At 55.1% G+C, this 14,343-nt stretch carries 12 protein-coding genes; 10 read left to right on the top strand and 2 right to left on the bottom strand.

Translation table 11 applies throughout. The features are described 5' to 3' along the window. Window positions 1-11 precede the first annotated feature (11 nt). Complete coding sequence (gene gltA, locus ACESQ2_RS19330) at window positions 12-1,295, bottom strand: citrate synthase (RefSeq protein ID WP_004100276.1); 1,284 nt, start codon at window positions 1,293-1,295, stop codon at window positions 12-14. 639 nt (window positions 1,296-1,934) lie between these two features. On the opposite strand from gltA, the gene sdhC reads away from it, so the two are divergent. From sdhC to sucD, 8 genes are all read left to right on the top strand, one after another. Further along, on the top strand, window positions 1,935-2,339 hold the full coding sequence (gene sdhC, locus ACESQ2_RS19325; protein WP_014837839.1) for a succinate dehydrogenase cytochrome b556 subunit: 405 nt from the start codon (window positions 1,935-1,937) through the stop codon (window positions 2,337-2,339). Further along, the gene (gene sdhD / locus ACESQ2_RS19320; RefSeq protein ID WP_004100278.1) at window positions 2,333-2,680 is read left to right on the top strand and encodes a succinate dehydrogenase membrane anchor subunit; all 348 of its coding nucleotides are present in this window, start codon (window positions 2,333-2,335) and stop codon (window positions 2,678-2,680) included. The genes sdhC and sdhD overlap by 7 nt, the downstream gene beginning before the upstream one ends. Further along, window positions 2,680-4,446 (top strand): succinate dehydrogenase flavoprotein subunit, encoded by a 1,767-nt coding sequence (gene sdhA / locus ACESQ2_RS19315; protein ID WP_025106368.1) that lies wholly within the window; start codon window positions 2,680-2,682, stop codon window positions 4,444-4,446. Before sdhD ends, sdhA begins: the two co-directional genes overlap by 1 nt. A 15-nt stretch (window positions 4,447-4,461) precedes the next feature. Continuing rightward, window positions 4,462-5,178, top strand: coding sequence for a succinate dehydrogenase iron-sulfur subunit SdhB (gene sdhB, locus ACESQ2_RS19310; protein ID WP_004130526.1), 717 nt, complete (start codon window positions 4,462-4,464; stop codon window positions 5,176-5,178). A 379-nt stretch (window positions 5,179-5,557) separates the two neighbouring features. Continuing rightward, entirely contained in the window at window positions 5,558-8,365 is a 2,808-nt protein-coding gene (sucA, locus tag ACESQ2_RS19305; RefSeq protein ID WP_004130528.1) for a 2-oxoglutarate dehydrogenase E1 component, read from the top strand. Window positions 8,366-8,379: 14 nt separating this feature from the next. Then, window positions 8,380-9,603, top strand: coding sequence for a 2-oxoglutarate dehydrogenase complex dihydrolipoyllysine-residue succinyltransferase (gene odhB, locus ACESQ2_RS19300; RefSeq protein WP_046878540.1), 1,224 nt, complete (start codon window positions 8,380-8,382; stop codon window positions 9,601-9,603). A 99-nt stretch (window positions 9,604-9,702) separates the two neighbouring features. Continuing rightward, a complete protein-coding gene (gene sucC, locus ACESQ2_RS19295) occupies window positions 9,703-10,869 on the top strand; it encodes an ADP-forming succinate--CoA ligase subunit beta (protein WP_004848923.1) in 1,167 nt (388 codons plus the stop codon). Continuing rightward, entirely contained in the window at window positions 10,869-11,738 is an 870-nt protein-coding gene (gene sucD, locus ACESQ2_RS19290; RefSeq protein ID WP_004100288.1) for a succinate--CoA ligase subunit alpha, read from the top strand. Before sucC ends, sucD begins: the two co-directional genes overlap by 1 nt. Here the strand turns inward: sucD and ACESQ2_RS19285 are convergent. Continuing rightward, window positions 11,731-11,889 (bottom strand): hypothetical protein, encoded by a 159-nt coding sequence (locus ACESQ2_RS19285; protein WP_014228444.1) that lies wholly within the window; start codon window positions 11,887-11,889, stop codon window positions 11,731-11,733. The genes sucD and ACESQ2_RS19285 overlap by 8 nt on opposite strands. A 14-nt stretch (window positions 11,890-11,903) precedes the next feature. On the opposite strand from ACESQ2_RS19285, the gene ACESQ2_RS19280 reads away from it, so the two are divergent. Both ACESQ2_RS19280 and ACESQ2_RS19275 read left to right on the top strand, forming a co-directional pair. Next, window positions 11,904-12,674: an AraC family transcriptional regulator gene (locus tag ACESQ2_RS19280; protein ID WP_285924769.1), complete on the top strand. Its 771-nt coding sequence runs from the start codon at window positions 11,904-11,906 to the stop codon at window positions 12,672-12,674. Between the two features lie 395 nt (window positions 12,675-13,069). Continuing rightward, a complete protein-coding gene (locus tag ACESQ2_RS19275) occupies window positions 13,070-13,972 on the top strand; it encodes a LysR family transcriptional regulator (RefSeq protein ID WP_004848928.1) in 903 nt (300 codons plus the stop codon). The last annotated feature ends 371 nt before the right edge of the window (window positions 13,973-14,343 follow it).

Here is a 14,343-nt window from a genome sequence, read left to right as displayed (position 1 = left end):
CGATAGCCCTCTTAACGGGCGATATCGTTTTTGAAATCGCGCTTTTCGTAGCCGGTATACAGCTGGCGCGGACGGGCGATTTTCATGCCGTCGCTGTGCATTTCGTTCCAGTGCGCAATCCAGCCCACGGTACGCGCCATCGCGAAGATAACGGTAAACATAGAAGACGGAATGCCCATCGCTTTGAGGATGATACCGGAGTAGAAATCGACGTTCGGGTAGAGTTTCTTCTCGATGAAGTACGGGTCGTTGAGCGCGATGTGCTCAAGCTCCATGGCCACTTCCAGCAGATCGTCTTTGGTACCGAGCTCTTTCAGCACTTCGTGGCAGGTCTCACGCATAACGGTGGCGCGCGGGTCGTAATTTTTGTACACGCGGTGGCCAAAGCCCATCAGGCGGAAAGAGTCGTTTTTGTCTTTCGCGCGACGGACGAATTCCGGAATGTGTTCAACGGAGCTGATCTCTTCGAGCATCTTCAGCGCCGCTTCGTTGGCGCCGCCGTGTGCCGGTCCCCACAGGGAGGCAATACCCGCAGCGATGCAGGCAAACGGGTTCGCGCCGGAAGAGCCGGCGGTACGTACGGTGGACGTTGAAGCGTTCTGTTCGTGGTCGGCGTGCAGGATCAGGATACGGTCCATGGCGCGTTCCAGAATTGGATTCACTTCATATTTTTCACACGGCGTGGAGAACATCATATTCAGGAAGTTACCCGCGTAGGAGAGGTCGTTGCGCGGATAAACGAAAGGCTGGCCGATAGAGTATTTGTAACACATTGCCGCCATCGTCGGCATTTTGGAGAGCAGGCGGAATGCGGCGATATCGCGGTGGCGTGGGTTATTCACATCCAGCGAATCGTGATAGAACGCGGCCAGCGCACCGGTGATACCGCACATGACGGCCATCGGGTGAGAATCGCGGCGGAACGCGTGGAACAGACGGGTAATCTGTTCGTGAATCATGGTGTGGCGGGTAACGATGGTTTTGAATTCGTCGTACTGGGCCTGGGTCGGCTTCTCACCGTTCAGCAGGATGTAGCATACTTCCAGATAGTTGGAGTCGGTTGCTAACTGATCGATCGGGAAACCGCGGTGCAGCAGGATACCTTCATCACCGTCGATAAAGGTGATTTTAGATTCGCAGGATGCGGTGGAGGTAAAACCAGGGTCAAAAGTAAACACGCCTTTTGAACCAAGACTACGAATATCAATAACATCCTGACCGAGCGTGCCCTTTAGCACATCCAGTTCGATAGCAGTATCACCACCCAGGGTGATTTTTGCTTTAGCATCAGACATTTATGGTCTCCTTAGCGCCTTTATTGCTTAAGGCTGCCGGGTGGTGGATTTGCATTCAGCCCGTAGCAGATGACATTACCAGTTTGTTATGTTGCACATCGCTCTGCGTCGCGAAAAGGGCAGGGTACAGAGCAAGGGCGCTTGATGGTACGTCTTCAGCCTACGACGAAACAACAGCAAATCAGCGTTTTAGCAGCCCGAATATTATAAAACTATATACCACTAATAACTGTCCTGATTACATCGGTCAATACTCTCTCACTGTTGCATAACTTATTCTCAGGTAAAAGAGTGACCCCATAACTTTTGCGTATTATTGCATTTATCTGGTAATGGTTGTAACAATAATGTTTAATATTTGTCAAATCAGATGATTAAAAATTAAAAATATGTTGTTATCGTGACATGGATCACTGTTCGGGAGAAAACCCGACAAACTATATGTAGGTTAATTGTAATGATTTTGTGAACGGCCTATACTGCCGCCAGGTCTCCGGAACACCCTGCAATCCCGAGCCACCCAGCGTTATTTTGTCACGCTTTAACTCCTGGAAAGGCGTTTTAACATGACTTTTAGTTATAGATAAGGACGCTGTCTGACCCGCAAGCAGACCGGAGGAAGGAAACAATAAGAACAGCATGTGGGCGTTATTCATGGTAAGAAATGTGAAAAAACAAAGACCTGTCAATCTGGATCTGCAAACGATCCGGTTCCCAATCACGGCGATAGCGTCCATTCTCCATCGCGTATCCGGAGTGATCACCTTCGTGGCGATCGGGATTCTGCTTTGGCTGCTGGGCACCAGCCTTTCCTCTCCCGAAGGTTTTCTCACTGCGGCATCCATTATGGATAGCTTCTTTGTGAAGTTCATCATGTGGGGCATCCTGACCGCGCTGGCGTATCACGCGGTGGTCGGTATTCGCCACCTGCTGATGGATTTTGGCTACCTTGAAGAAACCCTCGAAGTAGGGACACGCTCCGCCAAAATTTCTTTTGTTATTACTGTCGTGCTTTCACTTCTCGCAGGAGTCCTCGTATGGTAAGCAACGCCTCAGCACTAGGACGCAACGGCGTACATGACTTTATTCTGGTCCGTGCTACCGCTATCGTTCTGACCCTCTACATCATCTATATGGTTGGCTTCTTTGCCACCACCGGTGAAATTTCATGGGAAGTCTGGACGGGCTTTTTCTCCTCCGCGTTCACTAAAGTCTTCACCCTGCTGGCTCTCGTTTCCATTCTGATCCACGCCTGGATCGGGATGTGGCAGGTATTAACGGACTACGTTAAACCACTGGCCGTGCGCTTAATTCTGCAACTGCTGATCGTTGTTGCGCTGGTGGCTTACGTTCTTTATGGATTTGTTGTGGTGTGGGGTGTGTAATGAAATTGCCTGTCAGAGAATTTGATGCAGTTGTCATTGGTGCCGGCGGCGCAGGTATGCGCGCGGCGCTGCAGATTTCCCAGAGCGGCCAGACCTGTGCGCTGCTCTCTAAAGTTTTTCCGACCCGTTCCCATACCGTTTCCGCGCAGGGTGGTATCACCGTCGCGCTCGGTAATACCCATGAAGATAACTGGGAATGGCATATGTACGACACCGTTAAGGGGTCGGACTACATTGGCGATCAGGACGCCATCGAATACATGTGTAAAACCGGCCCGGAAGCGATTCTGGAGCTGGATCATATGGGTCTGCCGTTCTCGCGCCTAGAAAATGGCACGATTTATCAGCGTCCGTTCGGCGGCCAGTCGAAAAACTTCGGCGGCGAGCAGGCGGCACGTACCGCTGCGGCGGCTGACCGTACCGGTCACGCGCTGCTGCACACTCTCTATCAACAGAACCTGAAGAATCACACCACTATTTTCTCCGAGTGGTACGCGCTGGATCTGGTGAAAAACGCCGATGGCGCGGTGGTCGGTTGTACCGCCCTGTGTATCGAAACCGGTGAAGTGGTTTACTTCAAGGCTCGCGCCACCGTGCTGGCTACCGGCGGCGCTGGTCGTATCTACCAGTCCACCACCAATGCCCATATTAATACCGGCGACGGCGTTGGTATGGCGATCCGCGCCGGCGTGCCGGTGCAGGATATGGAAATGTGGCAGTTCCACCCGACCGGTATCGCCGGGGCGGGCGTTCTGGTGACAGAAGGCTGCCGTGGTGAAGGCGGCTACCTGCTGAACAAACACGGCGAACGTTTCATGGAACGTTATGCCCCGAATGCGAAAGACCTGGCGGGTCGCGACGTGGTGGCGCGTTCCATCATGATCGAAATCCGTGAAGGTCGCGGCTGCGATGGTCCGTGGGGCCCGCACGCCAAGCTGAAGCTCGATCACCTCGGTAAAGAAGTGCTGGAATCCCGCCTGCCGGGTATCCTGGAGCTCTCCCGCACCTTTGCCCACGTCGACCCGGTAAAAGAGCCGATTCCGGTTATCCCAACCTGCCACTATATGATGGGCGGTATTCCGACCAAAGTGAGCGGACAGGCGCTGACCGTCAACGAGCAGGGCGAAGATGTGGTTATTCCGGGACTGTTCGCGGTAGGCGAAATCGCCTGCGTATCGGTACACGGCGCGAACCGTCTGGGCGGCAACTCGCTGCTTGACCTGGTGGTCTTTGGCCGCGCGGTGGGTCTGCACCTGCAAGAGTCTATCGCCGAGCAGGGCGTACTGCGCGACGCGACGGATGAAGAGATCGACGCTTCTCTGGAACGTTTGAACCGCTGGAACGGCAACCGGAATGGTGAAGACCCGGTCGAAATCCGCAAAGCGCTGCAAGAGTGTATGCAGCATAACTTCTCGGTCTTCCGCGAAGGGGATGCAATGGCGAAGGGCCTTGAGCAGCTGAAAGCCATCCGCGAGCGTCTGAAAAACGCCCGCCTGGATGATACTTCCAGCGAGTTCAACACCCAGCGCGTTGAGTGCCTGGAGCTGGATAACCTGATGGAAACCGCTTACGCCACCGCGATGTCTGCGAACTACCGTACCGAAAGCCGCGGCGCGCATAGCCGCTTCGACTTCCCGGATCGTGATGATGAAAACTGGCTGTGCCATTCCCTGTATCTGCCAGAGTCGGAATCCATGACGCGTCGTAGCGTCAATATGGAACCGAAGCTGCGTCCGGCATTCCCGCCGAAGATTCGTACTTATTAATGCGGAGACAGGAATATGAAACTCGAGTTTTCAGTTTATCGTTATAACCCGGACGTAGACGATGCTCCGCGCATGCAGGATTACACCCTGGAAGCGGAAGAGGGTCGCGACATGATGCTGCTGGACGCGTTAATCCAGCTGAAAGAGAAAGACCCGTCGCTGTCGTTCCGCCGCTCCTGCCGTGAAGGGGTTTGTGGCTCCGACGGTCTGAACATGAACGGGAAAAATGGTCTGGCGTGCATCACGCCGATCTCCGCGCTGAATCAGCCGGGTAAGAAAATTGTTATCCGTCCGCTGCCAGGATTACCGGTTATCCGTGATTTGGTGGTAGACATGGGGCAATTCTATGCACAATATGAGAAGATTAAGCCTTACTTGTTGAATAATGGGCAAAATCCTCCGGCTCGCGAGCATCTGCAGTCGCCAGAGCAGCGTGAGAAACTCGATGGTTTGTACGAGTGTATTCTCTGCGCATGTTGTTCAACGTCTTGCCCGTCGTTCTGGTGGAACCCGGACAAGTTTATCGGCCCGGCCGGCCTGCTGGCCGCGTATCGCTTCCTGATCGACAGCCGCGATACCGAAACCAGCGAGCGCCTCGAAGGGCTGAGCGATGCTTTCAGCGTATTCCGCTGTCACAGCATTATGAACTGCGTCAGTGTGTGTCCTAAGGGGCTGAACCCGACGCGCGCCATCGGCCATATTAAGTCGATGCTGCTGCAGCGCAGTGCGTAAGTAACCCGGTCTGCCCCGGATGGCGCTAGCGCTTATCCGGGCTACCAAAAGCAGTAGCCCCGGCAGCGTTCGCGCCGCCGGGGGATATAGCAGGAAATCTTTAAAAACCGCCAAATATGTACCAGTAATCAAGGCGTTCAGAGCGAGGTAAGGCGGCAACTGAACGCATCCCCGGGAGCATAGTGAACTATGTGACCGGGGTAAGTGAAGGCAGCTAACGCAACCGCAGCCTGAACGCCGAAGATTAATGGCAGTTTTTAAAGGTTCCTTAGCGGACGAAACCACAACTCATCCGCAACAAGTGAACCCCGGCACGTACAACTTCTGTGCGTGGTAGTTTCTACGGCGAAATAAGCATATAAATGCTTAAGGGATCACGATGCAGAACGGCGCAATGAAAGCCTGGCTGGACTCTTCTTACCTCTCTGGTTCGAACCAGAGCTGGATAGAACAGCTCTATGAAGACTTCTTAACCGATCCTGACTCTGTTGACGCCAACTGGCGTTCTATGTTCCAGCAGTTACCTGGCACCGGAGTCAAACCGGATCAATTTCATTCCAAAACGCGTGATTATTTCCGCCGCCTGGCGAAGGATGCCTCGCGTTACACTTCTTCGATTTCCGACCCTGACACCAATGTGAAGCAGGTTAAAGTCCTGCAGCTCATCAACGCATACCGCTTCCGTGGTCACCAGCATGCGAATCTCGATCCGCTGGGACTGTGGCAGCAAGAGAGAGTGGCGGATCTCGATCCGGCATACCACGATCTGACCGAGGCCGATTTCCAGGAGATCTATAACGTAGGTTCTTTTGCCATCGGTAAAGACACGATGAAGCTGGGCGATCTGATCTCCGCCCTGAAGCAAACCTATTGCGGCTCCATCGGCGCGGAATATATGCACATTACTTCTACCGAAGAAAAACGCTGGATCCAGCAGCGTATCGAGTCGGTAGCAGGCAAAGCGAGCTTTAGCGCCGAAGAGAAAAAACGCTTCCTGAGCGAGCTGACCGCGGCGGAAGGCCTCGAACGCTACCTCGGGGCGAAATTCCCGGGCGCGAAACGCTTCTCGCTGGAAGGCGGGGATGCGCTGATCCCGATGCTCAAAGAGATTATCCGCCACGCGGGTAAGAGCGGCACCCGCGAAGTGGTGCTGGGCATGGCGCACCGCGGTCGTCTGAACGTACTGGTCAACGTGCTGGGTAAAAAACCGCAGGACCTGTTCGACGAATTTGCCGGTAAACATAAAGAACACCTCGGTACCGGTGACGTGAAGTACCACATGGGCTTCTCGTCCGACATGGAAACCGAAGGCGGCCTGGTGCACCTGGCGCTGGCGTTTAACCCGTCGCACCTGGAAATCGTCAGCCCGGTGGTTATCGGCTCCGTACGCGCTCGCCTCGATCGTCTCGACGAACCGAGCAGCAACAAAGTTCTGCCGATCACCATTCACGGCGACGCCGCGGTCACCGGCCAGGGCGTGGTTCAGGAAACCCTGAACATGTCCAAAGCGCGCGGTTACGAAGTGGGCGGTACCGTACGCATCGTGATTAACAACCAGGTGGGATTCACCACGTCTAACCCGCTGGATGCGCGTTCTACCCCGTACTGCACCGACATCGGTAAGATGGTGCAGTCGCCGATTTTCCACGTCAACGCCGATGACCCGGAAGCGGTCGCTTTCGTGACCCGCCTGGCGCTGGATTTCCGTAATACCTTCAAACGCGATGTCTTCATTGACCTGGTGTGCTACCGCCGTCACGGCCATAACGAAGCCGACGAGCCGAGCGCAACCCAGCCGCTGATGTATCAGAAAATCAAAAAGCATCCGACCCCGCGCAAAATCTACGCTGACAAGCTGGAAGCCGATAAGGTCGCGACGCTGGAAGACGCTACCGAGCAGGTTAACCTCTACCGCGACGCGCTGGATGCCGGCGAATGCGTGGTGCAGGAGTGGCGTCCGATGAACATGCACTCCTTTACCTGGTCCCCGTACCTCAACCACGAGTGGGATGAGAGCTATCCGGACAAAGTTGAACCTAAGCGTCTGCAGGAGCTGGCGAAACGCATCAGTACGGTGCCGGAAGCCGTTGAGATGCAGTCGCGCGTCGCGAAAATCTATGGCGATCGTCAGGCAATGGCCGCCGGCGAGAAGCTGTTCGACTGGGGCGGCGCGGAAAACCTCGCCTACGCCACGCTGGTCGATGAAGGTATTTCGGTGCGTCTTTCCGGCGAAGACTCCGGGCGCGGGACCTTCTTCCACCGCCATGCGGTGATCCATAACCAGAAAAATGGTTCAACCTATACGCCGCTGCAGCACGTCCACAACGGTCAGGGCCATTTTAAAGTCTGGGACTCCGTGCTGTCGGAAGAAGCGGTCCTGGCGTTTGAATACGGCTATGCCACCGCAGAGCCGCGTACTCTGACCATCTGGGAAGCGCAGTTCGGCGACTTCGCCAACGGCGCGCAGGTGGTTATCGACCAGTTCATCAGCTCCGGCGAGCAGAAGTGGGGCCGTATGTGCGGTCTGGTGATGCTGCTGCCGCACGGCTACGAAGGCCAGGGGCCGGAGCACTCCTCCGCGCGTCTGGAACGCTATCTGCAGCTCTGCGCCGAGCAGAACATGCAGGTTTGCGTACCGTCCACGCCGGCGCAGGTTTACCATATGCTGCGTCGTCAGGCGCTGCGCGGTATGCGTCGCCCGCTGATCGTGATGTCGCCGAAATCGCTGCTGCGTCACCCGCTGGCGGTATCGAGCATGGACGAACTGGCTAACGGCACCTTCCAGCCGGCAATCGGTGAAATCGACGATCTCGACCCGAAAGCCGTGAAGCGTGTTGTGCTGTGCTCTGGTAAGGTTTATTACGACCTGCTGGAACAGCGCCGCAAGAAAGAGCAAAAAGATGTCGCTATCGTTCGCATAGAGCAGCTCTACCCGTTCCCGCACCAGGCGGTACAGGAAGCGCTGAAACCGTATGCGCACGTGCATGATTTTGTCTGGTGTCAGGAAGAACCGCTCAACCAGGGCGCGTGGTACTGCAGCCAGCATCACTTCCGTGAAGTGATTCCGTTTGGGGCCTCTCTGCGTTATGCAGGCCGCCCGGCCTCCGCCTCTCCGGCGGTAGGATACCTGTCCGTTCACCAGAAACAGCAACAAGATCTGGTCAATGACGCGCTGAACGTCGATTAATTAAAGGATACATAATGAGTAGCGTAGATATTCTGGTTCCCGACCTGCCTGAGTCCGTAGCTGACGCAACGGTTGCCACCTGGCATAAAAAACCGGGCGATGCGGTTGTTCGTGACGAAGTGCTGGTAGAAATCGAAACTGACAAAGTGGTACTGGAAGTACCGGCTTCAGCGGATGGCATTCTGGACGCGGTGATTGAAGACGAAGGCGCTACCGTGCTCTCTCGTCAGATCCTGGGCCGCCTGCGTGAAGGCAACAGCGCGGGCAAAGAGTCCGGTGCGAAAGCCGACGCCAAAGAGTCGACGCCGGCCCAGCGCCAGCAGGCTTCTCTGGAAGAACAAAACAACGATGCGCTGAGCCCGGCGATTCGCCGTCTGCTGGCGGAACACAGTCTCGACGCGGCGGCCATTAAAGGCACCGGCGTTGGCGGCCGCCTGACCCGTGAAGACGTGGAGAAGCATCTGGCGAGCGCGCCGGCTAAAGCTGAAGCGCCGGCGGCTGCACCCGCTGCTGCTGCTCCGGCGGCGCAACTGGGCAACCGCTCGGAAAAACGCGTGCCGATGACCCGTCTGCGCAAACGCGTTGCCGAGCGTCTGCTGGAAGCGAAAAACTCCACCGCCATGCTGACGACCTTCAACGAAGTCAACATGAAGCCGATTATGGATCTGCGTAAGCAGTACGGTGACGCGTTTGAAAAACGTCACGGTATCCGCCTGGGCTTCATGTCCTTCTACGTGAAGGCGGTCGTGGAAGCGCTGAAACGCTATCCGGAAGTGAACGCCTCTATCGATGGCGACGACGTGGTGTACCACAACTATTTCGACGTCAGCATGGCGGTCTCCACGCCTCGCGGCCTGGTCACCCCGGTTCTGCGCGACGTCGATCTGCTGGGCATGGCGGAGATCGAGAAGAAAATTAAAGAGCTGGCAGTAAAAGGCCGCGACGGCAAGCTGACCGTAGACGACCTGACCGGCGGTAACTTCACCATTACCAACGGCGGCGTATTCGGTTCTCTGATGTCCACGCCGATCATCAACCCGCCGCAGAGCGCGATTCTGGGTATGCATGCCATTAAAGATCGTCCGATGGCGGTGAATGGTAAGGTGGAAATTCTGCCGATGATGTACCTGGCGCTCTCCTACGACCATCGTCTGATCGACGGACGTGAGTCGGTTGGCTACCTGGTTGCGATTAAAGAGCTGCTGGAAGACCCGACTCGTCTGCTGCTGGACGTGTAGTCAGCAAGAGTATGACCTACCGTAGGCCGGGTAAAGCGCGCGAGCGCCGTTATCAGGCCTACAGGTTTATAATTATTCCCTGAAGGATGGACTGAACACATGAACTTACATGAATATCAGGCAAAACAACTCTTTGCCCGCTATGGCTTACCGGCGCCGGTGGGTTATGCCTGTACTACTCCGCGTGAAGCAGAAGAAGCCGCTTCAAAAATCGGCGCGGGTCCGTGGGTAGTGAAATGTCAGGTTCACGCTGGTGGCCGCGGCAAAGCGGGCGGTGTGAAAGTAGTGAAGAGCAAAGAAGACATTCGCGCATTTGCTGAACACTGGCTGGGCAAACGCCTCGTCACCTATCAAACAGATGCGAACGGCCAGCCGGTTAACCAGATTCTGGTTGAAGCGGCGACCGATATTGATAAAGAGCTGTACCTGGGCGCGGTTGTTGACCGTAGCTCCCGTCGCGTGGTCTTTATGGCCTCTACCGAAGGCGGCGTGGAAATCGAAAAAGTGGCGGAAGAGACCCCGCACCTGATCCACAAAATCGCCATCGATCCGCTGGCGGGTCCGATGCCTTACCAGGGCCGCGAACTGGCGTTCAAACTGGGTCTGGAAGGTAAACAGGTTCAGCAGTTCACCAAAATCTTTATGGGCCTGGCGACCATTTTCCTTGAGCGCGATCTGGCGCTGATTGAAATCAACCCGCTGGTGATCACTAAGCAGGGCGACCTGATCTGTCTCGACGGTAAACTGGGCGCTGACGGCAACGCGCTGTTCCGCCAGCCGGACCTGCGCGAAATGCGCGACCAGTCGCAGGAAGACCCGCGCGAGGCTCAGGCGGCGCAGTGGGAGCTGAACTACGTCGCGCTGGACGGCAACATCGGCTGCATGGTGAACGGCGCGGGCCTGGCCATGGGCACCATGGACATCGTTAAGCTGCACGGCGGCGAACCGGCTAACTTCCTCGACGTTGGCGGCGGCGCAACCAAAGAGCGCGTCACCGAAGCGTTTAAAATCATCCTCTCTGACGACAACGTAAAAGCGGTTCTGGTTAACATCTTCGGCGGTATCGTACGCTGCGACCTGATTGCCGACGGCATCATCGGCGCGGTAGCCGAAGTGGGCGTTAACGTCCCGGTAGTGGTTCGTCTGGAAGGTAACAACGCCGAACTGGGCGCGAAGAAACTGGCTGACAGCGGCCTGAATATTATTGCAGCGAAAAGTCTGACGGATGCAGCTCAGCAGGTTGTTGCCGCAGTGGAGGGGAAATAATGTCCGTTTTAATTAATAAAGATACCAAGGTTATCTGCCAGGGCTTCACCGGTAGCCAGGGTACATTCCACTCTGAACAAGCCATCGCTTACGGTACGCAAATGGTTGGCGGCGTAACGCCGGGCAAAGGCGGCACCACCCATCTGGGCCTGCCGGTGTTCAACACCGTGCGCGAAGCGGTAGAAGCGACCGGCGCAACCGCATCCGTTATCTACGTTCCGGCGCCGTTCTGCAAAGACTCCATCCTGGAAGCTATCGATGCAGGCATTAAGCTGATTATCACTATCACCGAAGGCATCCCGACGCTGGATATGCTGACCGTGAAGGTGAAGCTGGATGAAGCGGGCGTGCGCATGATCGGGCCAAACTGCCCGGGCGTGATCACCCCAGGCGAATGCAAAATCGGCATCATGCCGGGCCACATTCACCAGCCGGGTAAAGTGGGCATCGTTTCCCGTTCCGGTACCCTGACCTATGAAGCGGTTAAGCAGACCACTGATTACGGCTTCGGCCAGTCCACCTGCGTGGGCATCGGCGGCGACCCGATCCCGGGCTCTAACTTCATCGATATCCTGAAGCTGTTCCAGGAAGATCCGCAGACCGAAGCGATCGTCATGATCGGTGAGATCGGCGGTAGCGCGGAAGAAGAAGCGGCCGCTTACATCAAAGATCACGTGACCAAACCGGTTGTCGGCTACATCGCCGGCGTGACCGCGCCGAAAGGCAAACGTATGGGTCACGCGGGCGCCATCATTGCCGGTGGTAAAGGGACGGCGGATGAGAAATTCGCCGCGCTGGAAGCCGCTGGCGTGAAGACCGTTCGCAGCCTGGCCGATATCGGCGAAGCGCTGAAAACCGTAATTAAGTAATAAGTAAAAAAACAGCCCTGACGTTCTGCATGGTTAAGGGCTGGTCCAATTTCGACATGGTTGGCCATCTGATGATGGCCTTTTTTTTGCCTGCCGCTGCGCCATCAGGCGTTACGCCGTTTTCGCCCGCGATTTCATGCCGTTTAATCATATTCATCTGCTCAAATGAGATTATTTTTTGCGTCCGGCATCATCCTTTTTATCCGCGCTATTTTGCATATTAAGTGCTTGCAAAAGGCGGTGGGGAATAATGTGGTGCGAAAGAAAAGGCATGAACAATGGGAGGGCTTTAGCTCGCTGGCAGCGCTTTTTTCGCGGGCTACCGGGCTGGAGACCACGGTGATTGAGGCGAATGACAATCGATTACCTGCTGGCTATGGTGGGTTAAATTTCTTTGCCTTACCGCTGATTCAGGACAATACATTATCCGGTTATATTATTTGCGACCATCATAACGCGACCGACAACCAGCATCGGGCGGCGGCGATACGATTACTGCATTTTATCGTTAATAATATGTCTGCGATTGCAGAAAACAGTGAAGTGGACGAGAAACCGTTGTGGCATAAGAGAGAGTTTTATTATTCGCAAAAATCGTCGCATGAAATAAAACTGCTGTCGGCATTACGCTATATTGATGAAAATTTATATGGTGAGCTGTCTTTAGAGGCCGTCGCCGCTCACGTTTGTTTAAGCGCAAATTATTTTAGTCGTTTTTTTAAAAAACGCCAGGGGGTGAATTTTAAAGTCTGGGTTAATCAGCGCAAAATGCAGCGTGCCGGAGAACTGCTTGGCGATCCGTCATATTCGGTAGACAGCGTAGCGCGTAAGCTTCAGTTTGCGCAAACCAGCTACTTTTGTCGGGTGTTTCGCGCCGCTCATCGCACCAGCCCGCAGTCGTTCCGCGATCGGCATCTCGCAGCCGCTTCACGGTAAGTCGATTAGCCGCCGTTTTATCGTTAATACAGATTTTTCCTGGAGCGCTCATAATGTGTGGCCGATCGCGGAAAAATTTTCATTTATGCTCACCAGCGGGCAATTAAATTTCATCGTCTCATCGACTGACTTCGCAAATAAACAAGTTAATGTGAAAAAATATTGACAACTTATTGCTGTTATTTGCATGGCAATCACATTGTTTAAATTGTGTTTATTGTAGTGCCTGGGTATTATTGGTTATTATTTGATCAATAACAGTGTGCATTTATCATGGAATAGATCAATGACATCTGAAGGTAAAATAAAATATAACACCCGGGGCTAATCTGATGTCCTTGCGCGCTTTTTTTATCTATTAAACAATTTTTTGCACGCCGTAAATGGAAGACGTTATGAGAGGAAAAATCCCCAAAACTGAATTACTGGTGACCTTTGAGGTTGTGGCTCGCCACGAAAGTTATACTCGAGCAGCGGAAGAGTTGGCTTTAACACAAAGCGCCGTGTTCCGACAGGTCACGGCGCTGGAGGATTTCCTCCATACGTCATTATTTAATCATGCTAAAAAAAGGATTTTTTTAAATGCGGCTGGCAAGCATTATTTGACTATCGTTAAGGAAACGCTTAACAAACTGGAACGTGATACCAACTCCATTATGACATGGCAACCGACGGTGCAGGTGCTTGAGCTGGCCGTCAATCCTACCTTTAGCACCCACTGGCTGATCCCCAACCTGCGCGAGTTTAATAAATTACATCCGGGCATTATCGTTAATATTCATTCGCTGGCTAATATTGGCGATTTTCTTAGCCGCGAGTACGATGCCGCCATTATGCGCGAGGATTTTTGCTCGCCGTGGGCGGAGGTTGAGTATCTGTTCGAAGAGGAAATTCTGCCGGTGTGCGGCTGCGGGCTGCTGTCCGAACCCGGGCAGAAGCTGGCGGTCGAGGAACTGCTGGGCGAGTTTCCGCTGCTGCATCAAAGCACGCGAATTCACGGCTGGCAGGAGTGGTTTGCGCTGTCGAATATCACCAGCCCGCAGATCAACATCGGTCCGCGTTTTGACCTGCTCTCAATGCTGATTGCGGCGGTGCGTTCGAACCTGGGGGTGGCGCTGCTGCCGCGTTTTGCCATTCAGCATGACCTGGATAGCGGTGAGATGGTGATCCCCTGCGATGTGCCGATTCGCACCGGCAACCGCTTCATTATGACGTGGCAGGAGGATAAAGCGGAATCCCGACATTTACAGGTATTCCGCGAGTGGCTGCTGCAAAAATCGGTGGTCTCGGCAGCCTGACGGCGCGTTATCCGGGCCGCAGACGGCGGTGCCGGGCGCAGAGCGGCATCATTTCCCGGAGGCGATGCTGCGCATCTGTCCGGGCTACCGGCCCGCAGACGGCGGTGAACCTGTAGCCCGGGCAAGGCGCGTCGAGCGCCTCCCCCGGGAGCATAGCGCAGAGTGGCATCATTTCCCGGCGGCGATGCTGCGCATCTGTCCGGACTACCGGATCACAGACGGCGGTGAACCCGTAGCCCGGGCAAGGCGCATCAAGCGCCGCCCCCGGGAGCATAGCGCAGAGCGGCATCATCTCCCGGAGGCGATGCTGCGCATCTGTCCGGGCTACCGGCCCGCAGACGGCGGTGAACCTGTAGCCCGGGCAAGGCGCG

Source organism: Klebsiella sp. Q11, assembly GCF_964241505.1.
Lineage (GTDB): Bacteria > Pseudomonadota > Gammaproteobacteria > Enterobacterales > Enterobacteriaceae > Klebsiella > Klebsiella michiganensis.
Note: the sequence above shows the minus strand (reverse complement) of the source record. Positions and strands in the feature narration are given on the sequence as shown.

Coding starts and splice junctions, on each gene's coding strand:
- ACESQ2_RS19275 (WP_004848928.1), top strand. CDS start 13,070: ATGAGAGGAAAAATCCCCAAAACTGAATTACTGGTGACCTTTGAGGTT.
- sdhB (WP_004130526.1), top strand. CDS start 4,462: ATGAAACTCGAGTTTTCAGTTTATCGTTATAACCCGGACGTAGACGAT.
- sucA (WP_004130528.1), top strand. CDS start 5,558: ATGCAGAACGGCGCAATGAAAGCCTGGCTGGACTCTTCTTACCTCTCT.
- sdhA (WP_025106368.1), top strand. CDS start 2,680: ATGAAATTGCCTGTCAGAGAATTTGATGCAGTTGTCATTGGTGCCGGC.
- sdhC (WP_014837839.1), top strand. CDS start 1,935: ATGTGGGCGTTATTCATGGTAAGAAATGTGAAAAAACAAAGACCTGTC.
- sdhD (WP_004100278.1), top strand. CDS start 2,333: ATGGTAAGCAACGCCTCAGCACTAGGACGCAACGGCGTACATGACTTT.
- odhB (WP_046878540.1), top strand. CDS start 8,380: ATGAGTAGCGTAGATATTCTGGTTCCCGACCTGCCTGAGTCCGTAGCT.
- gltA (WP_004100276.1), bottom strand. CDS start 1,295: ATGTCTGATGCTAAAGCAAAAATCACCCTGGGTGGTGATACTGCTATC.
- sucC (WP_004848923.1), top strand. CDS start 9,703: ATGAACTTACATGAATATCAGGCAAAACAACTCTTTGCCCGCTATGGC.
- sucD (WP_004100288.1), top strand. CDS start 10,869: ATGTCCGTTTTAATTAATAAAGATACCAAGGTTATCTGCCAGGGCTTC.
- ACESQ2_RS19280 (WP_285924769.1), top strand. CDS start 11,904: ATGAGATTATTTTTTGCGTCCGGCATCATCCTTTTTATCCGCGCTATT.
- ACESQ2_RS19285 (WP_014228444.1), bottom strand. CDS start 11,889: ATGATTAAACGGCATGAAATCGCGGGCGAAAACGGCGTAACGCCTGAT.